We start from the raw sequence: 20,646 nt of genomic DNA on the forward strand, positions 1-20,646 counted from the left end.
AATACAAGCGATGAAAAAAGCTAAAGAACGATACCTGAAAAAGACTTAACGATCGCATGTTTGATCATTAAGCCTATTGTATAACAATCACGCCTATGATAATTCCACCGTATCCATCTTCCGAAAGGTGCTATCACCTAAGATATCTGATCGACTAACGGCACCACTAGCCATCCGACTTAAAAACACTGCAAGAACCCCCGGCAATAAAAGCGCATTCCCAATGACTGTAAACGCAAGCAACCCGGCAAAAAGAATGAGTTGAAGGAAGCAGCCCATTGTATACAATGGATACTTTAGCAATAACTTTAAACTAATACCCATAGCTCTTAGTAAGCTCACGTTGTATTTGTTTATGAGTGGAACTGTATAAAGTTGGCTTAAAAGCACCATTCCTGCAAAATAGCTTTGAAAACAAGCGATTGCAAACGCTACATAGGTTTGCTCTATTGACCAATGCCACCATGAAGCGATAAGTATACATGCAAACCCACCGAAAAAGAACGTAAGCCCTAACCCTTTAAAATAATGACGTTTTACGGATATGAAAAACGTTCGTATAAGCGGAACGTTTTTATTCGTTAGTACCGTTTCCATGCTAGCAGTAGCCGCTAGCCAAACTGGTCCTCCAATAAAAAGCGCAAAGCCGATCGCCAACTGCCACGGCAAAAATAATAGAAACGGCACGCATAGAAGAGACACCATTAAACTGATTGAGATAATCGAAACAATATGCTGGTACAAATCTTTAGCAGTTATACGCACTATCGATGTAACTGAAAACATAGCTTCACCCTATCCTTTGTTTCGTTTCTATATCAAACAAATGCATTTTTTCCATTTGAAACGTCATCGCTATGGTTTCACCTGCTTTAATAAAATTTTCTCCAGCAGTTTTTGAAATAACGGACTGTTCATTAAAGGAGAAGTAAAGAAGGTTCTCTGCCCCTAAATGTTCAAACACATTCACCTTCACCTCAACACTCCCTTTTGGGTCTAGCAAAATATGTTCAGGCCGAATGCCAAACATCACTTGTCGATTTACATAGGCACGAACATAGTCTTGTCGATCTAAGGGAACATCTAAGAGATAGTCGCCCATTTGTAGTTGGTTTTCTGAAAGGACGTAAGCAGGAATAAAATTCATGGCCGGAGAACCGATAAACCCTGCCACAAACATATTTTGTGGTCGTGCATACAACTCCTGTGGCGAAGCGATTTGCTGAACTTTTCCTTCATTCATAACCACAATTCGCTCTCCAAGTGTCATCGCTTCTACTTGGTCGTGAGTGACATACACAATGGTCGCCCCTAATCGTTGATGAAGTTCTGCCAGTTCAATTCGCATTTGCACTCGTAGTTTTGCGTCTAAGTTAGAAAGTGGTTCATCAAAGAGAAATACTTTAGGATCTCTCACAATAGCTCGACCTAACGCAACCCGCTGACGTTGCCCTCCTGACAACTCTCGCGGCTTTCGATCGAGTAACTGATCAAGCCCTAATATTTTTGACGCATACGCAACTTTTTCTTCTATTATTGATTTTTCGATTTTCATATTTTTTAAGCCGAAACTTAAGTTTTGTTCGATGGACATATGAGGGTAAAGCGCATAATCTTGAAACACCATTGCAATGTCTCGATCTTTCGGATGAACGTGGTTAACAAGTTGACCATCAATATAGATATTTCCACCTGTTTGCTTCTCAAGCCCAGCAATCATCCGTAGCGATGTCGTTTTTCCACAGCCTGAAGGACCAACGAAAACAAGAAATTCTTTATCTTTTATTTCGAAAGTTGCTTCGTCAACAGCCGTGAAAATTCCACCTTTTTTCGCATCTGCAAACGTTTTTGTAATCCCTTCAAATACTATCGTTGCCATTTTTTCACCTACCCTTTCACTGCACCAATCGTAATGCCTTGTAAGAAATACTTTTGTAAGGAAAAAAACAAGATAAACATTGGTAATGCTGCAATTACTGAACCGGCCATCATGGCGCCAAAGTCGGTAGCTTCCGCAAATTTAAAGCTCGCTAGTCCAATCTGAATCGTTCTCATTGAACTTGTTTGTGTAACGAGAAACGGCCAGAAAAATTCATTCCATGTAGCCACAAATGTAAAGATTGCTAACACAGCCAAACCAGGCTTTGAAATCGGTAGAATAATTTTATAGAAGATTCGCCACTCACTACAGCCATCAATTCGAGCTGCTTGAATAAGCGTTGTTGGCAAGGTCGACATGTACTGCTTCATTAGAAAGATATTTCCTACAGTCGCAAACATTGGTAGCATAATCGCTGTGTACGTATTACCCAGCTGAAGCGTATTTACCACAATGATATAAACGGGAATAAGCGTCACTTGTGCTGGAATCATCATCGTTCCAAGTAACATCCAAAAAATCGTATTTCTACCTGGAAAACGAAGCTTTGCAAAGGCATAGCCTGCTAGCGAACAAAACAATACATTTGTAAACGTTAGAACTGTTGAGATAAACAGGCTATTCCCAAGCCACCTCATAGCATCGGTTTCAGTAAAAAAGCGAATATACGTGGCGACTGATGGGTTTTTCGGAAACCACTCTGGAGAAAAAGATGCACTCATGGATGTGTCTTTAAGAGACATAACGAGCATCCAATATAACGGAATTAATGTAATGACAATCCAGAACAATAAGATAGCGTAACTGACTACTCTTGCTCCTATTCGTTTCCCATTTGCTCGTTTTATTTTTGACTCTTTCTGATGGTGAAAAGCAGGCTGATTCACGCTCAATGCCCCCTTTTTTAAAATTCGACATCACTTGACATAAGCTTAAATTGAAAGACAGAGGCTAAAATAATAACAATCCCCAGTGCAAATGATTCTGCTGCGGCTAGCCCAAATTGATAATATTCAAAAGCATGTACATAAATTAAATAAGCAATCGTGGTAGTGGCAAAATTTGGTCCTCCTTGAGTCATTAAGTAAATACTCATAAATACTTGAAATGAGCCAATAATCCCCATCACAAGCAAATACAGTGTCGTTGGTTTTAAAAGCGGCATTGTAATATGCTTAAACTGAGACCAACCGCTAGCATGATCGATATCCGCCGCCTCATATAAAGACTTCGGAATCCCACCAAGGGCAGCTAAATACAAAATAATCCCTGCACCATGACCCGTTAACCAGCTCATTAAAATAAGTGAGAATAATGCGGTACTCCTGCTTCCTAACCACATCGTATTCTCTATCCCGATATAATTAAGGATCATATTTAAGAGTCCCATATTTGTCGGGTCATAAATCCAAAACCAGACAAGAGCCATGGTAACACCAGAAGCAACTGTAGGGAGATATAAAGACGCTTTAAAGAAGGTTTGTACTTTTTTCCCCCGTGGAAAAATAAGCACCGCAAGCACAAGGGTAATCCCAACGCTTACAGGGACAGTCGCTACCGTAAAAACAAAGGTATTGCGCATAGAGCGCCAAAAAATCTCATCTTGAACCATGGTCTGATAATTCTCTAGTCCAATAAATGTAGACCCCATAACATGATATTGTTGAAAACTCATAACAAACGCATAAATAACTGGAATAAAAGTGAACAGTAAGAAGACAAGGATGGGGACAAGAATGAAGACATAACACCAGCCGTAGTCTCTTAAGAATAGTGATAACTTAGATGGTGTTACCTGTACGGTTTCTGCCATAAGAAACGCTCCTTTATAAAGAAAGTAGAAGAGAGTCATTAATCCTCTACTTTCTCATGTTAACTAAGGTTGGTACTTTGCTGATGCTGCCTCGGTCTTAAATTTTTCAAATGCTTCCTCAGGCGTTAATTCTCCACTAATTAGACCTTGAAAGGTCGGGACAACCACCTGTGTTTTAAACATGTCGTCTTTAGCAGCAAGCTCGCTCGTAATCGTATTTGGCGGCAATACATTACTCGCAAGTCGTTCAGCGGCAAGTCTATTCTCATCTGAGAGTGGTAACTCATAATTGTCAGCGGCTTCTTTATGAATGATCGGTAATGCAAGTGCGGAGGATGTTTTTCCAATTGCATCTGCACCAGCCAAGTGTTCAAGCACTTTAACACTATTTTCGACATGGGCTTCATCAGCATTGTTTTGTGTAAATAATAAGTAACCCTCTGCTCCACCTTGTGAAACCTCCACTTCTCCCTCGTGATGAGGAATTGGAAGCAAGACAAAGTCTAACTCTTCTCCTTCTGTTACACCATCTTGAATCTCTTGATTACGATTCTGAACGATCGCATCTGCATAAGGAATAGCCCGACCGTAGAAAAGAGCTTGGTAGTTGTAATACATTTCTTGCCGTTTCGCCGCATCAATGGCTGCAGTCTCAGCTGGCATAATTCCCTCATCTCTTAGCTTCACAATAAACGTCATCGCTTCTAAAATTCTGTCGTCATCCCATTGAATACCCTCTTCTGTCATTCGATAAGGGATTCCATTATTTCGAGCTAAATGGTCTAATAATTCTTCATCAACACCTTGGAATACAAATCCATATTGCCGATCACCGTGGTCATTTTCCTGGTCGCCGATAGAAGCTAGCTCATAAAATTCATCCCATGTCCAGCCTTCTAACTGAATTTTCTCATAATCGACGTCGTATTCTTCAAGTAATGCTTTATTGCCACCCCATACATGGAGATATTGATACAACGGTAAGCCATACATGGATCCTTCTAACGTCATATGATCAAGTGCTACCTCATCATAATCGCTTAAATCAATAGATAATTTGTCATCTATAGGTACTAAAAGCTCAGTCTCTTTATATTTCCCAAGCGGTCGACCAAAGTATAAATCAGGTGGACTACCTGAATTCAATGCAATATCGAACTTTTGTAACCCCTCTGCCCAAGATAACACTTCGTACTCTACTTTAATGGTTGGATTTTCTTTTTCAAAAGCAGCAATAGATTCTTTTAATTCACCTTCATATTCACCATGAACAGGATACGTCCATACTTTTACGACATCTCTCTTCTCTTCATCCCCTCCACCACACGCCGTTAACGCAACAAGCATAGCGCCTGTTACGGTGGAAGCTATCAACAGCTTCTTCATTCCCTTATCCCCCTTTTTTATCTGTTGATCACCCTGACCTTTCCCCCCTCCTTTTAGTAGTAGTTGATAGTACAATGTATGCCTTACGATCTTTGGACATACCATTTTCAACTAAAACAGAATAACGTTTAGATCGTTTATCGATAGAGAGAGTATGCCAGCAGAGGTTACTATATCAAAAAAATAATGACGATTTCCTTATAACTATGTATAATGATGTACACACAGAGAGAACAAAAGTATTTTTAATTAGCACTACGCGGGGTGAGAGCATGAAACAAATTGAAATGATTAGTTCGTTTGCAGGAAAGTATTTTGTCTTCTTCGTCATAGGTGCAAGCGTGCTTGCATTCTTAATACCGGAGCCATTTTTACCTATCGCTGGCTACGTCCCCATTTTACTTGGAGTGATTATGTTTGGAATGGGAATGACGCTAAAGCCTGTCGATTTTAAAATGGTAGCAAAGCATCCATTACCTGTATTTCTAGGTCTTGTTGCACAATTTACAATTATGCCACTAACGGCATTTGGCATTGCCTACTTATTAAATCTTCCACCAGAATTAGCAGCCGGTCTCGTTTTGCTTGGTTCTGTACCAGGAGGAACATCGTCAAATGTTATGGTTTACCTTGCAAAAGGAGACTTACCTTTGTCTATTACCATGACGTCGTTTTCCACTCTTGTAGCACCAATTGCTACTCCGGCGATTTTGTATATTCTTGCAAATCAATGGATGCCTGTTCAATTTTGGGATATGTTCACCATGATTGTTCAAGTGATTATTATTCCGGTGGCTCTTGGCGTGACCATAAAACGATTCTTGCCCACATTTGCTCAACAAACAGAAAAAGCAATGCCTCTCGTATCCGTACTAGCGGTACTAGCTATTCTGTCTGCCGTGGTCGCTGCAAACAATGAGGCCCTCGCTTCTACTGGGTTAATTGTCTTTTTCGCTGTCATGCTTCATAATGCAGCCGGGTTAATTCTTGGGTATCTTGCTGCTGCTGCTTTCCGCTTGTCACCAAGTCAATGCAGAGCAGTCTCAATTGAAATTGGTATGCAAAACACCGGGCTCGGTGCAACACTTGCTACGGCTCATTTAACACCACTAGCTGCCATCCCAAGTGTATTTGGAGCTGCTTGGCATAACTTTACTGGAACCATTGTCGCAACCTATTGGGCCAGAAAGAAAAGTGATAAAGAACATGTACCAACACAGAAAAAAAGCGCATAACCACACTAACTGGCGAATGATCTTTATTAACAGGATCATTCGCCTTTTGCTTTAAAAAGACATCATTCAAACAATCGCGCAGAGTTGATTACCACTCGTGAACTTAAGTAGAAGCTCCTTAGAATGCATAAGGTTTCTTTATCCTCACATACTAAAGCTACCTAGGAGGAGGACAAGAAAATGAAACGATACCAGCTACTCGTTCTACTTGCAATCATACTCTTTAGCGTTACCCATTCATCTGCTAGCTTTGCCGCAATTAAAGAGCGCTATGAATATGAACAAACAGGCAAAGTTTTCTGGGAAGCTGATACAGACGAAACAAAACTCGCTTTAACCTTTGATGATGGACCTCACCCTGCTAACACACCTGAATTACTTGATATTCTAAAAGGATATAATGTAAAGGCGACGTTTTTCGTTGTCGGAAAATGGGTCGAAGCCTATCCAGACATCGTCCAACGCATGCTTGATGAAGGACATGAAGTGGCTAACCATACATACTCCCATATTTATGATGAGGCCATAACTAAAGAGGAATTAATGGAGGAAATTGATCACGCCAATCAAGTTTTAGAGGAAACGGTTCATATTCGCCCCACCTATTTCCGTCCTGTAGGAGGGTATTACACAGATGATATTATCGATGCTGCCATTGATTTAGAACAAGACGTTCTACTATGGTCTTGGCATCAAGACCCTCGCGATTGGGCAGGTACACCTACAAATGAAATTGTGAAACACGTCGTCGACCATGCACAAGGAGGCGATGTCATCCTACTTCACGATGGTGGTGGAAATCGACAAGAAACATTGCGAGCAGTGAAATTGCTTATTCCTGTACTAAAACACCAAGGGTATCAATTTGTAACGGCTTCAGAACTTTTAAAGCCCTCTCCCCTTTTCCATCATTAAGAGAGGGGTGTTTCAAGACAACGAAAAAGCAAGGCTCCCCTTGTGCCTTGCTTTTTACTTATTTTAAGTTTAAAAATTGAAGGAGACGGTCAATAAACGTTGGATTCTCTTCTTGATGGACTTCAACTTTCTCTTCTTCTTCTACTTCTTCTTCTACTTCTTCTTCAATCTGTTTAAGTGGTTCAGAGCGAATCACCTGATCATCATCCTCAATGATCAATGAACCGTTCCGAATATCAAACTGAAGATCCGCATCCTTTTCATACGTAATCGATGTGGTATGTTCAAGAATATATTCATTCCCATAACCATCTTCAAACTGCTTCCCTTTTTCTACCGTTTTCGTATCGTACGTGTCGACACCATACTCAAGTAATCGCTTTGTATCATGATAACTGTCGTTTGTTGTCGGTGCATTTAAGGTAACAGCAATGTATTCATCGTTATCTGTCTCGTATGTCGTTACCAGTGTAAAACCTGATTGTGAGACAAATCCATTCTTCACACCTGTTACTTCCTCGTGATCACGAACTAGTTGATGGTGGTTGTACAGTGTTGTTTCCCACCCTTCACCAATCCATTCTAATTCTTCTGTCGCTACAATTTCTCGAAATGTGCTATTTTTCATAGCGTACTTCGTAATTTTTGCCATATCAGCAGCTGTTGTATAATGATCGTCATCGTATAAACCATGAGGATTTGTAAAATGCGTATTCGAAACACCGACTTGTTCTTCTACGAACGTATTCATCTGCTCAGCAAACGCTTCTTCACTACCTGCCATATGCTCAGCAATAGCTGTTCCTGCATCGTTCCCCGAGTTGATTAATAAGCCTTGTACGAGCTGCTCAAGCTTCATCTCTTCATTTTCTAGAAGATAGACAGAAGTTCCAATGACATCGACTGCGTTCTCGCTAATGGTCACCTTGTCCTTCAAGTTCCCTTGTTCGATAGCAAGAATGCCTGTTACGATTTTTGTAATGCTCGCTGGGTACATTTTTTGATTTGCTTCCTTATCAAACAGAACCTCTCCTGATTTTGCGCTCATCAACACAGCTGCTTCACTATGTACATTTGGTGCTTCTGTATTTGCAACTGCTGAGTTCGTTGACACGGCCAGTATAACGATAACCATCATTGTACAACAAACATGACGTAATTTGGTTCCCATATTGATTCCCCTTCGACTTCATTCTACAATTTCCCCATCCTATATTTAAGCAGAAGGAGATCAAAGGAATGTAACAAAGAGATAACAATATTGTTTCAAGACCCTAACGATTATGCGGCTTGTGGGACAAGTTTTGCATGAACAACGAAACGTCCATCTTGTCCGGTGCTGTCATCACATGTCGAAAATGTAATGATTCGATCACTGCTCGATACCTCAGTAGCTGATGAATACATTGAACGTGCTTGTATTTCTCTTAAAAATTCACCGTATGCCTCATCATCTTCAAAATCAGTTTCGATGTAGTAAAAATCTGTTGTCGTATAATAAACGGAAAAAACGTCAATCGTATATTGTCCAACTGGTGTATCAAAAAAATGTCCGTCGCTCTCGTAAAAGAACGCTTCATCCGTAAAACGTTCTAGCTCATTGAACATGGTGCCATCACGCATATGATGACCATATAAAATGGTATGTTTCGCTTCTTCAGGGTGATTTCGATAATCCATAAAAATGCTACCTGCTCTTGTGCGTTCACCTTTGTAATTTCGGTTTAAATAGTAGTCGTTATCACTGCTTTGTAAAACAGGATAATGAATCTCCGTGTCATTAATTGAAACCCATCCAACAATATCTTGATTAATGGCACGCAGCTCGTCAAACGCATTTTTCCCCTCACTGTTCGCTTCTTCCTGCAACAAGTGAGTGTCAGAATAGATGTCTTTTGCCTCCAGCAACGTTTGCTTATTCTCATACGAGTCATACCAAATATAAACAAGATGACCACTCGCATAAAGGAAAACAAGCGCAAAAAAAACATTTATGGCTTTACTCCACATGCGCTTCATTTTTCACATCCTTCCTTTACAGTTTCCCTGTCGGAATAAGCAGTGGTTTAGTCAGTTCACTTCCCTTATCAATACGTGCTCTTACACAAAATACGTCTTCTACTAAAGAAGTCGTCAACACTTCCTGTACGTTACCTGCCGCTACGAGCACTCCTTCTTTCATTACCCATAGATCATCACTATATTGCAACGCTTGGTTTAAATCATGTATGACCATAATGATGGTTTTGCCTTGCTCATTTTTCAGCCTTTCAATTAAATCAAGTAATTCAAACTGATGATAAAGATCTAAATACGTCGTTGGTTCATCTAAAAGTAAAATGGGGGTCTGTTGAGCTAGAGAAAGCGCCAACCATACCCTTTGTCGCTCTCCACCTGACAACTCGAGAAGGGATTTGTTAGCCATTGCGTCTAGACCTGTCATCACTAATGCTTCCTCTACCGCTTGCTCGTCTTCTTTTTTCCATGAACCGAACCTACTCTGATATGGAAACCGCCCGTACTTGACAAGGCTTTTAATTGTGAGATCGTGTGCTACATCGTTTTCTTGGTAAACAATCGCTAGTTGCTTTGCCCAATCTTTCAAGGAATACGAATCCATTTTTTTCTTATAAAGAGTAGCATATCCTTGTTGCACTTGCAGTTGTCTTGCCAAAAGCGACAGCACAGTGGACTTTCCGCTTCCGTTCGGCCCTACAATGGACGTTATCTTACCAAGTCGAATGGAGCCACTCAACTTGTCTATGAATGGTTGCTGTTTCGTGTAGGCAAAAGACACATTATGTATTTCCATTATTGATACGCCCCCTGACTAGCAAAAAGATTAAGAACGGTCCACCTATAATGGACATAAAAATGGATGCTGGAATCTCATTTGGTGCTAATACGAGCCGTCCAAGTGTATCCGCGAGTAATAAGATCCAAGCTCCAGCAATAGCACAAAATGGTAGCAACCACTTATAATCAGAACCAATTAGTTGTCTGCCAATATGAGGAACCAGTAATCCTAAAAACGCAATGACGCCAGCGACTGCCGTTGCAATGGAAGCAAGTACAACCGCTATTATGGACACAATCAAACGAGTGGATGTTACTTTCATTCCAATTCCAAGGGCCGTTTTATCACTAAGTAATAATCGGTTGCATGCACTGGCTAAAAACAAAGAAAGTAAAATGGCAGCACCGCCGTAAAGCATCATGAGTGTTGCATCAGACCACGTTTTCATAGCTAATGTAGAAGTCGTTGCTGCCGAAATACTCGTGACCGAATAACTCCCTCGATAATTAAACACTTCTGCTAAGCCTGTAAATGTAGCATGAACCGCTACACCGATCAAAATTAGCTTTAGAGGATTTAAACCGCCTCGATAAGCAAAGCTATACACAAGGAGAAAAGCAATGATTCCTCCAATAAAAGCAAAGAGTGGCATAAAGAAATACAACTGCGGATAGATGGTCACGAATAATAACGAGGTAAAGCTCGCTCCTGACGAAATCCCAATAATACTTGGATCCGCAATCGGATTCCTCATTACAGCTTGCATTAACGCACCTGAAATAGCCAAAGCTCCACCTGCAAAACAAGCGATGATTATACGTGGTAACCGTAGATCATAAATAACGTTTACCTCTTCATCTGTTTTTGAAACTAAACCATCTAGTAATTGAGTAAACGGTACACGAATACTACCACTCATAACAGCTAGATAGAGAAGGAAAAGAAATGTAATCGTTACACTGGTAAAAACAATGGTTTTTCTCACCTTTCATTGTCCTCCGGATGCAACATTTCCTCTAAGGCATCCAATGCTTCAAGAACTGCAACATTTCCAGTCGTTCCAAACAATTCTTCTTCTAAATCGTAAACCCGTCCTTTTTCGACTGCACGAAAATGTTTCCAAATATCATTGCTTTTAAATTCTTCATCAAACATCTCGATCACCTCTTCTGGCATACCATGGGCTGCACGTAAAATAATATCCGGGTTCGACTGTTGCAGATATTCTGTATTAGAAGCCAAATACTCCATATCATTACCTGCATCAATTGCCATTTCTCCTCCAGCAATTTGGACAAGATCACCTATATATGAATGTTCAGTAGCAACAAGATAGCTTCCTGGAACTCCCATTAAAACAAGAACTGATGGCTTTTCGCTAGTGCGATACGCCTCTTCTAGCTCAGTTATTCGACCTTTAAAGCCGTTTACTAATGCAGTCGCTTCATCCTCACGATTGTACCGCTCACCGATGTCCAAAATTTCTTGAATCATGCCTTCAACACTTTGAAAATCTAAAAACTCTGCCTCGATTCCAGCTGATGTAAAAGGTTCTTCTAAATCCACTTGCAATGTCGTTACACTCCAAACAACGTCCGCCTGGAGCTGTCTAATTTGTTCTACATCTGGGCTCATTGGATTACCTAGTTCAGTGACATCGTCATAACGTGTAGGCAGTTCTTTATAGCTGGTTGGAATACCGACTAGATCTAAATCAAGAGCAGCCGCTAATTCCGTTGCAGATACTGTCATAGCAACAATTCGCTCTTCTTGAGCGGAAGCAGCAGAAGAAGGAGTATATTCTCCTTCTTTCGGATCACTTGTTGGCTGACATGCCGCAAACAGAAACAAACTCGTTAGCACGACACCATAAAGTGACTTCTGCATAGCCATCCCTCTTTTCATTATTTTTACAACGCTTTTCTCCTGTTTTGTTTCCATTTCCATACAAAGAATGAAGCAGACAGTAAAAGCAAAGCGAGGTAGAAGCTTACTAAGGCAGGGTCTGACGTTTGTGGATTTTGCTGGTTTGTGTTCGCTGCATTCTCTACTCCACTCCCTCCGCCATTATGATAACGATCATACGTAAGGTCATCGTCATTACCGTTATTAGTGCCATTGTCATTGTTGGTTCCTAGATTAGTCACAGGCTTTGGCGTTTGATCCGCTTTTACGAGCGTTAAACTTTCTGGATCAAATTGAATATCTACATCATATTGATTATCATAGTCAAAACCTGGAATCCCTTTTACAATAATATGGACCCAAGCATCAATGGCTTCGTGGAGAGAATTTGTTTCAAATCGCACCGTCTTCTCACTCTTATCAAGGTCTTCATTTACGACGGATGGACGTACTCCATTCATTTTCAAATCCTCGTACCATGTACTATTTGTTAACGTAAGATCGACTGTATACGTCCCATCTTTCAGAAAGACAGTGGCAGGTTTTTTCGTGTACTCGTCCATTACCGACATCTCTGTCGTCCCTTTCTTCAAAACGGAAAAATCAACTGTATACTCCCCATTCACAAGTCCTTCATCGACTGGAATCTCTTTGTTATCATTTTTTGGTTTTTCTTCTTTTGGTTTTTCTTCTATCGGTTTTTCTCCGGTTGGTTTTTCTCCTTCATCAACTGGAGTCGGCTCTTTTTCTTTTTCAACTAATGTTAAAGATTCATAGTTAAATTGAAGCTGAGCATCATACTGATTATCGTACTCAAAACCAGGTATCCCTTCTACACGGATGTGTACCCATAGATCCACCAAATCATTTAAATTTGAAACAGCAAAACGAACAACTCGCTTCTCTTCTGTTTCATCAATTGTCACTACTTGTGGACGTTTTTCGTTAATTGTTAAATCACGATACCAGCTTTCATTAAGTAATGTTAAATCAACTGTAAATTGACCGTCTTTCACATAAATGGTCGCTGGCTTTTCAGTATAACCGTCCATAACAGAAACATCATTTGAGCCTGACTTTAGGACGTTAAACTCAATATGATACCGACCGTCTACAAGCTCGCCCTCATCAGGTTGGTTTGGTGTTGGTTGCTCCGGTTGCTCTGGTTGTTCCGGTTGTTCTGGTTGTTCTGGTTGTTCCGGTTGCTCCGGTTGCTCTGGTTGTTCTGGTTGCTCTGGAACTTCCTCCACTTTCTCAGCGTTCTCTAAGTCAAAAAACAGACGAAAATCTTGCGTGTTTTCGTACACGCTTCCATTTGGTAAAGCAACACGCATAGACACTTTCGCTGCTTGTGGATTATTAAGCTCATCTACGTTAAACGCATACGTACGTGTATTTTCGTCCGTATTCTCATTTACAATTGTACCTGTTACTAGCTCACCGTTGTTCAACACTAAGTCCGTAATTTGATGACTGTCTTTTACCGTCATTGTTAATTCTTGTTTCCCTTTTCCAATAGTCACTTGTGCTGGATTAACCAGGTAGCGACTCATCGCAGAATCACGATCCTCGGTTGCATGTTTTGCTGCAAACGGCACATCATATTTTCCTTGTTCTAACGAGCTCCATTTTAGCTCTTCTTCCGGTTGTTCTTCTACTGGTTGCTCACCTGGCTCTTCTTCCGGTTGTTCTTCTACTGGCTGTTCACCTGGCTCTTTTTCCGGCTGTTCTTCTACTGGCTGTTCACCTGGCTCTTCTTCCGGTTGTTCTTCTACTGGCTGCTCACCTGGCTCTTCTTCCGGTTGTTCTTCTACTGGCTGTTCACCTGGCTCTTCTTCCGGTTGTTCTTCTACTGGCTGCTCACCTGGCTCTTCTTCCGGCTTGTCTAATTCAATCATTGTCGCGTTTGCATAATCAAACTGAATATCGACGTCATATTGATTATCGTAATGAAAGCCAGGTATACCTGTTACAACAATGTGCACCCATGCATTTACTGTTTCCGCCTTCGTCGTAAAACGTACGGTTCGTTGTCCTTGGTCTGTATTCTCTGAAATGACCTCAGGTCGTTTCCCTTCAACTGTAAAATCCTCATACCAGCTGCTGTTTGTAATCGTTAAATCAACTTGATAGGTTCCATCTTTCACTACAACTCTAGCTGGTTTTTTTGTATAACCATCCATGACAGATGCCTCAGCCGATCCTTTCTTTAATACAGTAAACGGAACATCATACACACCGTTTGCTACCTCATTTTTAGCTTCTGCCGCATAGCTAGTAGATGGTGCAATGAGACTAAAGACTAACAGAAACGTCAGTATCACATTCACCATACGATTATGAATTTTCACTTTGTGTCTCCTCCTACATTTAAGCTTGTTTTACTTGTCTACGAAGGAGTACAATAGCACTGACAATGACTAGACTCATCAGTAAAGCAATAGGTGCCCCATCATTTGTTTGTGGGTTGTTCTCCTTCTCTGTTTTATTGTCTTGATTGCGTTTTTGTTCATTGTCATCCGACGATTGAGCTGCCCCCAGCGGCTCGTCGTCTTCTTTTGTTTCTTCTTTTGTTACTGTTCCACCAGTCGACGTTAGTGTATTTTCATGGAAGTCTAGACGAACCGTATAATGGTGGTCATAATCAATATCTGGCACAATGACATGTATTTTTGATTCTGTCATTCCACTCAAATCGTCTAACGGAAATTGTACAATACGTTTATCTGCTGCTGTATCTTCAGATAGCACCGTGACGTTTGAAAAACTTCCGTTTGCTTTCGATTGATACTCAACAATCCAAGAGCTATTGTTTAACGTTAGTTTTGCATGTATTTGACCATTCTTTACTGTTAGTGTAGCTGGTTTTTCCCAGTAATCATTGGCAATAGACGCGGAAGAATCACTACCATGCATTACCGTGTAATCAATTGTATACGTACCGTCTGCTAGTTCTGCCTTACTAACTGATGGGAATGCTACAGACAGAAATAAAAAGGTTGCTCCTATTAGAAGACATACCTTTTTCCATTGGGTGATCATTGTATCTCTTCCTTTTCTATATAGTTTATTTATGCCTCTTGAATTTTCGGTAAAGGCATTCGAACAATCTCAACTTGGTAGAATTCGATTTCATTTCCTAAAATGTAGTCAGGACGAGCATTTTTTCCAGAATGTGCTTCACGAAACGCTTCACTCTTCGTCCAAGCGTGAAAGTCTGCCTTTTCCTCCCAACGAGTACTAATCGTTACTTCATCATGTTCTTTTTCCTTTGAATTCACCAATACTTCTAAACCAAGAAAGCCAGTTGCATATTCAATTTTTCCAATTTTGTCAAAGCGTTCAACAAGCTTATGACCTTCCCCTTTGCGAATAAGTGTTTTATTTGCCACTATAATCATTTACTTTTCCTCCTAAAATTTAATACGTATTTCTTGCACGCTTTCTCAGTTCACCTCCTTTAAAGATAAGATGTTACAATCGAATGTTGTTTTTCTTTAACAAATAAAGAAAGAATGGCGCCCCTAAACAAGCTAATAAAATACCAACGGGTAATTCAATTGGGTCAAAAACGGTTCTTGCTAGTGAATCTGTAAAAACGACAAGTGCCGCACCACCAATCATTGAAAATGGTAATAGATAACGAGAATCACTGCCGATTAAAAGCCGAATCATATGGGGTACGACTAACCCTACAAACCCTAAAAGCCCAGCAACGCTAACTGCTGCTCCTGCTAGTAACGCAGCAAGTAAGATGAGATAAAACCGCATCCGCTCTACAGGTGCTCCCAGTAATTTCGCAGTATGATCTCCTAATAACATAAGGTTTAATGGGCGGATTGCTAAGATTGCTAGGATTAAGCCGATTACTGCATAAGGCCATACAAATTCAACGTGATACCAGCCCCTGCCTTGAAAACCACCAGCTAGCCAAGGCAAGATCCCCTGAACACGATCACTATAGAGAATCATAATGCCGCTTTGAAGTGCCCCGCATAGCGCATTAATTGCCACACCTGCCAAAATAATTTTCAGCGGTGATGCTCCTTTTTCCCATGAAAGGGTGTAAATACAGAGCATCGCGACAATGGCACCAACAAACGCAAAGGCTGGCGTTAAAAATCCATACTGTGGTAGGGCAACCATCGCTATACTAGCAGCCAATCCTGCTCCTGCTGTTACACCAATAATGCTTGGGTCGGCTAGGGGATTTTTCATCACCCCTTGTAAAATGGCTCCTGCTGTAGCTAAACATGCACCCGCAATTGCTGCCACAATGAGTCTTGGAATTCGAACATTGAACAATATAAGCGCATTTGCTTCTGTTTGGTTTCGAAAAGCTTCAGTCAAATCGGTAAGAGTAAACGTCACTGCCCCGAGAAAAATACCTGTTAAGATGGCCATTGCTAAAAAAATAGGCAGCCCAATTGCCAACCATCTTCGGCGCTTATTACGTGTTTGAACGGTTAATTCACTCACTATATGCCTCAGTTAACTGCTCTCGCATATAATTAATCGCTTCTGTTACACGAGTTCCTGGATTTGTACCAAACAGATCTGCTGGTAATACTTTCATACGCCCTTCTTGTACTGCCGGCAATTGTGACCATCCAGCGTGTTGCTCCATTTCCTGAATAAAACTTTTTTCTACACTTGATGGATCACCATGTGCCATAAAAAAGACAATGGCCGGATTGGCTTGTATGACCCTTTCAGGTGAGAGCGCCGCATATTGTGGATAATCTTGCAGTTGTTCAAATTCCGCCGCGATGTTTATCCCGCCTGCAGCTTCTAATAGGTCTCCTGCTAATGAATTTGGTAATGCTACTAAATTGGATCCTGGTGCTCCATAAATTAATAATGCTTTTGTATCTGTATGTAATGGCTCATCCAGCATCTCTTTTTCCGTTGTCTCTATTGCGCGAACGATTTGTTCAGCCCTTTCTTCTTGTTGTACGACCTCTCCAATCAACGTAATTTGTGCTTTAATATCGTTAATTGAATTGGCTCTTGTCAGCACCACCTCAGCTCCAGTCCCCTCAATGGAAGAGATATCCTTCTGATTCATCGGATCATTTGCGAACACCACATCGGGCTGAGTGAGTGTTAGTCGTTCGATATCCACTTCATGATAGGAGCCAATTTGCTCTGCTTCATCAGCCTCTAATACAACGGGTTTACCATGACTTGTTGGTCGCGCTACAACCTCTTTTTCCAGCGCATACATAATATCGAGCTCACCATTTCCTAATACAGCAATTCGTTCAGGGATTTGAGCGAATTGGATAGAACGATCGGCGAAATCCGTAACCCCATGACTTGCTTGTTCACTGTCAGCATTCGTTGCTTGACAGCCCACTAGTAGTAGCAACCCGAATAGTAAAAAGACAAACGAGCGCAGTTCCATTTTCAAAACCCCTAACGATAATGAGAATCACTTTCATTTAAGTCTTATCATATTGATAATGAATCTCATTGTCAATTACTAGTTTGAAAGTTTTACATCCTTTTTTACCTTTTTGATCTACTCCTCCTTCTAATCTTACATTTTTCGTTCAATAAATACTGCTAACCATTGATCTGCTTACAAACTGAAGACACTCAAAAATAGACATGAAAGAGAGCTGTTTTCGTCTGTTTTAAGAAAAACATAAAAAACTAATTGAAAATGATTATCACTATCATTTATTATCAAAGATATACACTAAAGGAGTGAGGATTATGCGCATTTGCTTACTATATGCTTCTATGTCTGGAAATACTGAAGATATGGCAATCATCATAAAAAAGGAACTTGAAAAAGAAGAAATCGAAGTGGTTATGGAGGAAATGGATGGCTATGAAGTGGAGAAGCTTACCGAATTCAACGGCCTCATTCTCGGGAGTTATACATGGGGAGATGGGGATTTGCCTTATGAGGTAGAAGAATTTGAGGAAGAGCTTGTAAATGTTAACTTAACTCGTATACCAGCAGCTGTTTTTGGTTCGGGTGATCGGATCTATCCTTCCTATTGTGAAGCAGTTGCCATATTTGAAGAAACGCTAAAAAAAGCAGGCGCCGTCCTTGTCTGCAACGGATTAAAAAATGAATTTGAACCAAAGAACGAAGCAGAAAAAGAGGCGTGCCGTCATTTTGCTCAACAATTTTCCATTGCCTTAAAAGAGCGAGTATAGCACTTGGTTTTTCACAAGTGCTACCGCTTCAATATCAACATCTGAGTTAATACGCACTTGTCATCGCCGGCATCCCATTACTACATCCAAAACTGCCAGATCGTTCAGAGATAGTGCTTGAGGCTACATTCAAGATTCATCCTGCGTCTTCTTTCACAAAAATCCCCATGTAGTAGGGTTTAGACGCAAGCATATTTCATGATGTTCCTCCTTTTGCTTGCGAAGAGTGCATGTTGGTACGACCCTTCTTTCGAAAAGTAGGCTTTTTGGTAAAATCAAATTCAACCTTCCCTTCTTTTAGCACAAGCGCTGCTGAAAACGATTTACCTGCCTTGCTCTTGAAGCCTTTTAATACAGCTGTTTCACCCTTTGTAAGTAGTCGTTTTACCATCGCGTCTGTTAATGTCTTTTTTGCTAGCTTTTTGACAATCACAAACTTGCAGTTATTCTCCTTTGACTTAGAGCAAGCGAATACAGGTCCCCTCTGCACAACAGCCGCACCACATGATGGACATGGGCCAATGCCTTCACTTTCACTCGTTTCTATTTTAGAGGTGTCTAATTCCATCGTCTTCACATGTGCCGGTGCATCCGTTAATAATCGCCGAATATACGTATGAATGTTGGCAATAAATGTCTTGCTATCTTTTTCTCCTTGTCCAATTTTCCGCAAAAACAATTCCCACTGTGCCGTCATTTCTGCCTTGCTTAATAAATTGCCTTCTACTGCTTCACAAAGGATCTTACCTTTAGTCGTAACATAAACGTTATTTTTCTTAATCGTAATATACTCGCGACTTTTAAGGGTTTCAATAATATTTGCTCGTGTAGCTCCTGTACCGATTCCAGTTACTTCATTGAGAATCGCCTGTTCCTCTTCGTCCTCAACAAACTTACCTGCTGTTTTCATGAGCGGAATAAGCTGTCCTTCTGTATAGAATGGCGGGGGTTGGGTTTTCCCTTCCTTCGCTTTAACCATTGCTTGAATGAGTTCTCCTTTTTCAAGTGGAGGCAAGACTTGTTCCCCTTCTTTTTTCTTAGTAGAAGCGCCATGTTGAAACAATTCCTTCCACCCTAAAGCTTGCTCGATCTTACCCGTTGTATGAAACAATAAGCCTTGTACATCAACAGTCACTTTTGTCTCCTCCACTTTATAAGGAGGTGCAAACATGGCTAAGGTTGTCTTGACTACTTCTAAGTAAAGGTTTCGTTCATCTTGACGGAGTTTTTCTACTTGACTGGCGGTTGGTATTTTCTTTGTTGGTATGATGGCATAATGTTCCTGCACTTTAGCATCGTTTACATAGCGCTTTCGTGGAAAGAGATACGCTGGTTCAAATGAACGCTCTAAAAGTTGCTGATAGCCAGTCAAGTTTTTCCGTAAATAGCTAAACTCTGCTTGTGTAATATGATTCGATTCGGTTCTTGGATAGGTTAGCCACTTTTTCTCGTATAGCTTTTGCATTGTCTTTAATACATTCGAAGGACTATATTTCCATTTGCGATTCGCCGTTGCCTGCAACGTTGCAAGGCTATGAAGCAAAGGAGAAGGAATTTCCTTGTTTTTCTTCGTTAATTCTGAAATAACGCCTGGAGTCTTCCCTTTTATCCCGTGCCGATCCAATAAAGCTGTGACATCTTCTTTGGTTTTAAGACGCTGTTTATAGGTTGCTTGAAAGGAACCTCTGCTCGCATCCACGTTCGCCTTTAATTCAAAGAACGGCTCAGACACAAATGCTTCAATCTCTTTTTGACGTAAATAGATTAAATAAAGGGTCGGTGTTTGAACCCTACCAACAGAAAAGGTATCTTGCACTCCTTTTGTTCGAAGTAACAATGAATACAACGGACTCGCATTCATTCCCACTAACCAATCAGCTACCTGCCTTGCTTTTGCTTCTTCATACATCGGCATGAATTTTTCACCTGGCTGTAGCTGAAGAAACCCTTCACGTACTACATCATTTTCTTGTGAATTAATCCATAGTCGCTTAATAGGGATGTGATCACGAACGCCTGCTTGTTTTATAATCGAGCGAGCGATATTTTCACCTTCACGGTCTGGATCTGTGGCGATAATAATGGTGGTGGCTTTCTTGAGCCAGTTCTTGACTATGTTGAACTGTTCTTGCTTGCTACGAGGAACTTGGAATTCAACTTGTTCAGGCAAAATAGGTAGATTTGTTAAGTTCCAACGTTTCCATTCTTTTTTATAATGACCCGGTAAGCAAAGCTCGACTAAATGACCGATTCCCCACGTCATAATGGCTTCCCCTTTAAAAAACCGTGGATCTTGAATCGTAATATAGCCTTTCTGCTTTGTCGTTTGCTTAAAAATCGATGCGTAGCTTCTCGCTTGGTCAGGCTTTTCTGCTAATATAACAGTTGTCATGAAATCCCCCCTGTACTACTAATTCCTTTGGAGTGTATGACTAGTATACTACGATCACTGTTTTGTCTGCACTCTGCCACCACGCAACCAGACAAAACGACACACCCTTCTGTTTAGTAGTGGTAAGATAAATTCTAAATAGAGGGGGGA

General features: G+C 40.8%; 19 protein-coding genes. 3 read left to right on the forward strand and 16 right to left on the reverse strand.

Going from position 1 to position 20,646, the window contains the following annotated elements:
* Nucleotides 1-93: 93 nt before the first annotated feature.
* The 5 genes from FPV17_RS18355 to FPV17_RS18375 form a co-directional block, all read right to left on the reverse strand.
* A complete protein-coding gene (locus FPV17_RS18355) occupies nucleotides 94-786 on the reverse strand; it encodes a DUF624 domain-containing protein (protein WP_144559853.1) in 693 nt (230 codons plus the stop codon).
* Nucleotides 787-790: 4 nt separating this feature from the next.
* Nucleotides 791-1,879, reverse strand: a complete 1,089-nt coding sequence (locus tag FPV17_RS18360; protein ID WP_144559854.1) for an ABC transporter ATP-binding protein — start codon at nucleotides 1,877-1,879, stop codon at nucleotides 791-793.
* An 8-nt stretch (nucleotides 1,880-1,887) separates the two neighbouring features.
* Nucleotides 1,888-2,631, reverse strand: a complete 744-nt coding sequence (locus tag FPV17_RS18365) for a carbohydrate ABC transporter permease (RefSeq protein ID WP_412766059.1) — start codon at nucleotides 2,629-2,631, stop codon at nucleotides 1,888-1,890.
* Nucleotides 2,632-2,783: 152 nt separating this feature from the next.
* On the reverse strand, nucleotides 2,784-3,692 hold the full coding sequence (locus FPV17_RS18370; protein ID WP_144559856.1) for a carbohydrate ABC transporter permease: 909 nt from the start codon (nucleotides 3,690-3,692) through the stop codon (nucleotides 2,784-2,786).
* Between the two features lie 63 nt (nucleotides 3,693-3,755).
* Nucleotides 3,756-5,078, reverse strand: a complete 1,323-nt coding sequence (locus FPV17_RS18375; RefSeq protein WP_144559858.1) for an ABC transporter substrate-binding protein — start codon at nucleotides 5,076-5,078, stop codon at nucleotides 3,756-3,758.
* A 272-nt stretch (nucleotides 5,079-5,350) separates the two neighbouring features.
* Here FPV17_RS18375 and FPV17_RS18380 point away from each other — a divergent pair, with 272 nt between their 5' ends.
* A complete protein-coding gene (locus FPV17_RS18380; protein WP_144559860.1) occupies nucleotides 5,351-6,313 on the forward strand; it encodes a bile acid:sodium symporter family protein in 963 nt (320 codons plus the stop codon).
* Nucleotides 6,314-6,493: 180 nt separating this feature from the next.
* Entirely contained in the window at nucleotides 6,494-7,228 is a 735-nt protein-coding gene (locus FPV17_RS18385; RefSeq protein WP_144559861.1) for a polysaccharide deacetylase family protein, read from the forward strand.
* Nucleotides 7,229-7,286: 58 nt separating this feature from the next.
* On the opposite strand, the gene FPV17_RS18390 is transcribed toward FPV17_RS18385, so the two are convergent.
* The 10 genes from FPV17_RS18390 to FPV17_RS18435 form a co-directional block, all read right to left on the reverse strand.
* Nucleotides 7,287-8,399: a D-alanyl-D-alanine carboxypeptidase family protein gene (locus FPV17_RS18390; RefSeq protein ID WP_210244245.1), complete on the reverse strand. Its 1,113-nt coding sequence runs from the start codon at nucleotides 8,397-8,399 to the stop codon at nucleotides 7,287-7,289.
* Nucleotides 8,400-8,509: 110 nt separating this feature from the next.
* On the reverse strand, nucleotides 8,510-9,247 hold the full coding sequence (gene srtB, locus FPV17_RS18395; RefSeq protein WP_035395004.1) for a class B sortase: 738 nt from the start codon (nucleotides 9,245-9,247) through the stop codon (nucleotides 8,510-8,512).
* Nucleotides 9,248-9,263: 16 nt separating this feature from the next.
* Nucleotides 9,264-10,040: an ABC transporter ATP-binding protein gene (locus tag FPV17_RS18400; protein ID WP_035395003.1), complete on the reverse strand. Its 777-nt coding sequence runs from the start codon at nucleotides 10,038-10,040 to the stop codon at nucleotides 9,264-9,266.
* Complete coding sequence (locus FPV17_RS18405) at nucleotides 10,027-11,010, reverse strand: FecCD family ABC transporter permease (protein WP_060704711.1); 984 nt, start codon at nucleotides 11,008-11,010, stop codon at nucleotides 10,027-10,029. Before FPV17_RS18405 ends, FPV17_RS18400 begins: the two co-directional genes overlap by 14 nt.
* Nucleotides 11,007-11,912: a heme ABC transporter substrate-binding protein IsdE gene (gene isdE / locus FPV17_RS18410; protein WP_144559863.1), complete on the reverse strand. Its 906-nt coding sequence runs from the start codon at nucleotides 11,910-11,912 to the stop codon at nucleotides 11,007-11,009. Before isdE ends, FPV17_RS18405 begins: the two co-directional genes overlap by 4 nt.
* A gap of 23 nt (nucleotides 11,913-11,935) precedes the next feature.
* Nucleotides 11,936-14,281 (reverse strand): NEAT domain-containing protein, encoded by a 2,346-nt coding sequence (locus FPV17_RS18415; protein ID WP_144559865.1) that lies wholly within the window; start codon nucleotides 14,279-14,281, stop codon nucleotides 11,936-11,938.
* 19 nt (nucleotides 14,282-14,300) lie between these two features.
* Nucleotides 14,301-14,972, reverse strand: coding sequence for a heme uptake protein IsdC (gene isdC, locus FPV17_RS18420; protein WP_060704709.1), 672 nt, complete (start codon nucleotides 14,970-14,972; stop codon nucleotides 14,301-14,303).
* A gap of 29 nt (nucleotides 14,973-15,001) precedes the next feature.
* Nucleotides 15,002-15,331, reverse strand: coding sequence for a heme oxygenase (gene isdG, locus FPV17_RS18425; protein WP_035394993.1), 330 nt, complete (start codon nucleotides 15,329-15,331; stop codon nucleotides 15,002-15,004).
* Nucleotides 15,332-15,404: 73 nt separating this feature from the next.
* Complete coding sequence (locus FPV17_RS18430; RefSeq protein ID WP_246117071.1) at nucleotides 15,405-16,409, reverse strand: FecCD family ABC transporter permease; 1,005 nt, start codon at nucleotides 16,407-16,409, stop codon at nucleotides 15,405-15,407.
* On the reverse strand, nucleotides 16,402-17,337 hold the full coding sequence (locus FPV17_RS18435; RefSeq protein WP_144559866.1) for an ABC transporter substrate-binding protein: 936 nt from the start codon (nucleotides 17,335-17,337) through the stop codon (nucleotides 16,402-16,404). The genes FPV17_RS18430 and FPV17_RS18435 overlap by 8 nt, the downstream gene beginning before the upstream one ends.
* A gap of 314 nt (nucleotides 17,338-17,651) precedes the next feature.
* On the opposite strand from FPV17_RS18435, the gene FPV17_RS18440 reads away from it, so the two are divergent.
* Nucleotides 17,652-18,104: a flavodoxin domain-containing protein gene (locus FPV17_RS18440; protein WP_432813888.1), complete on the forward strand. Its 453-nt coding sequence runs from the start codon at nucleotides 17,652-17,654 to the stop codon at nucleotides 18,102-18,104.
* Between the two features lie 196 nt (nucleotides 18,105-18,300).
* Here the strand turns inward: FPV17_RS18440 and FPV17_RS18445 are convergent, their stop codons facing one another.
* Nucleotides 18,301-20,496 carry a type IA DNA topoisomerase gene (locus tag FPV17_RS18445; RefSeq protein ID WP_144559868.1) on the reverse strand — a complete coding sequence of 732 codons (2,196 nt, stop codon included), beginning with the start codon at nucleotides 20,494-20,496 and terminating at the stop codon, nucleotides 18,301-18,303.
* Between the last annotated feature and the right edge of the window lie 150 nt (nucleotides 20,497-20,646).

The sequence above is a fragment of the Shouchella miscanthi genome (assembly GCF_007725405.1).
Taxonomy (GTDB): Bacteria; Bacillota; Bacilli; order Bacillales; family Bacillaceae_D; genus Shouchella; species Shouchella hunanensis.

What these genes read in the sequence shown, in the direction of transcription:
- FPV17_RS18355 (WP_144559853.1), bottom strand. Translation starts at nt 786, where the DNA reads ATGTTTTCAGTTACATCGATAGTGCGTATAACTGCTAAAGATTTGTAC.
- FPV17_RS18360 (WP_144559854.1), bottom strand. Translation starts at nt 1,879, where the DNA reads ATGGCAACGATAGTATTTGAAGGGATTACAAAAACGTTTGCAGATGCG.
- FPV17_RS18365 (WP_412766059.1), bottom strand. Translation starts at nt 2,631, where the DNA reads ATGCTCGTTATGTCTCTTAAAGACACATCCATGAGTGCATCTTTTTCT.
- FPV17_RS18370 (WP_144559856.1), bottom strand. Translation starts at nt 3,692, where the DNA reads ATGGCAGAAACCGTACAGGTAACACCATCTAAGTTATCACTATTCTTA.
- FPV17_RS18375 (WP_144559858.1), bottom strand. Translation starts at nt 5,078, where the DNA reads ATGAAGAAGCTGTTGATAGCTTCCACCGTAACAGGCGCTATGCTTGTT.
- FPV17_RS18380 (WP_144559860.1), top strand. Translation starts at nt 5,351, where the DNA reads ATGAAACAAATTGAAATGATTAGTTCGTTTGCAGGAAAGTATTTTGTC.
- FPV17_RS18385 (WP_144559861.1), top strand. Translation starts at nt 6,494, where the DNA reads ATGAAACGATACCAGCTACTCGTTCTACTTGCAATCATACTCTTTAGC.
- FPV17_RS18390 (WP_210244245.1), bottom strand. Translation starts at nt 8,399, where the DNA reads ATGGGAACCAAATTACGTCATGTTTGTTGTACAATGATGGTTATCGTT.
- srtB (WP_035395004.1), bottom strand. Translation starts at nt 9,247, where the DNA reads ATGAAGCGCATGTGGAGTAAAGCCATAAATGTTTTTTTTGCGCTTGTT.
- FPV17_RS18400 (WP_035395003.1), bottom strand. Translation starts at nt 10,040, where the DNA reads ATGGAAATACATAATGTGTCTTTTGCCTACACGAAACAGCAACCATTC.
- isdE (WP_144559863.1), bottom strand. Translation starts at nt 11,912, where the DNA reads ATGCAGAAGTCACTTTATGGTGTCGTGCTAACGAGTTTGTTTCTGTTT.
- isdC (WP_060704709.1), bottom strand. Translation starts at nt 14,972, where the DNA reads ATGATCACCCAATGGAAAAAGGTATGTCTTCTAATAGGAGCAACCTTT.
- isdG (WP_035394993.1), bottom strand. Translation starts at nt 15,331, where the DNA reads ATGATTATAGTGGCAAATAAAACACTTATTCGCAAAGGGGAAGGTCAT.
- FPV17_RS18435 (WP_144559866.1), bottom strand. Translation starts at nt 17,337, where the DNA reads ATGGAACTGCGCTCGTTTGTCTTTTTACTATTCGGGTTGCTACTACTA.
- FPV17_RS18440 (WP_432813888.1), top strand. Translation starts at nt 17,652, where the DNA reads ATGCGCATTTGCTTACTATATGCTTCTATGTCTGGAAATACTGAAGAT.
- FPV17_RS18445 (WP_144559868.1), bottom strand. Translation starts at nt 20,496, where the DNA reads ATGACAACTGTTATATTAGCAGAAAAGCCTGACCAAGCGAGAAGCTAC.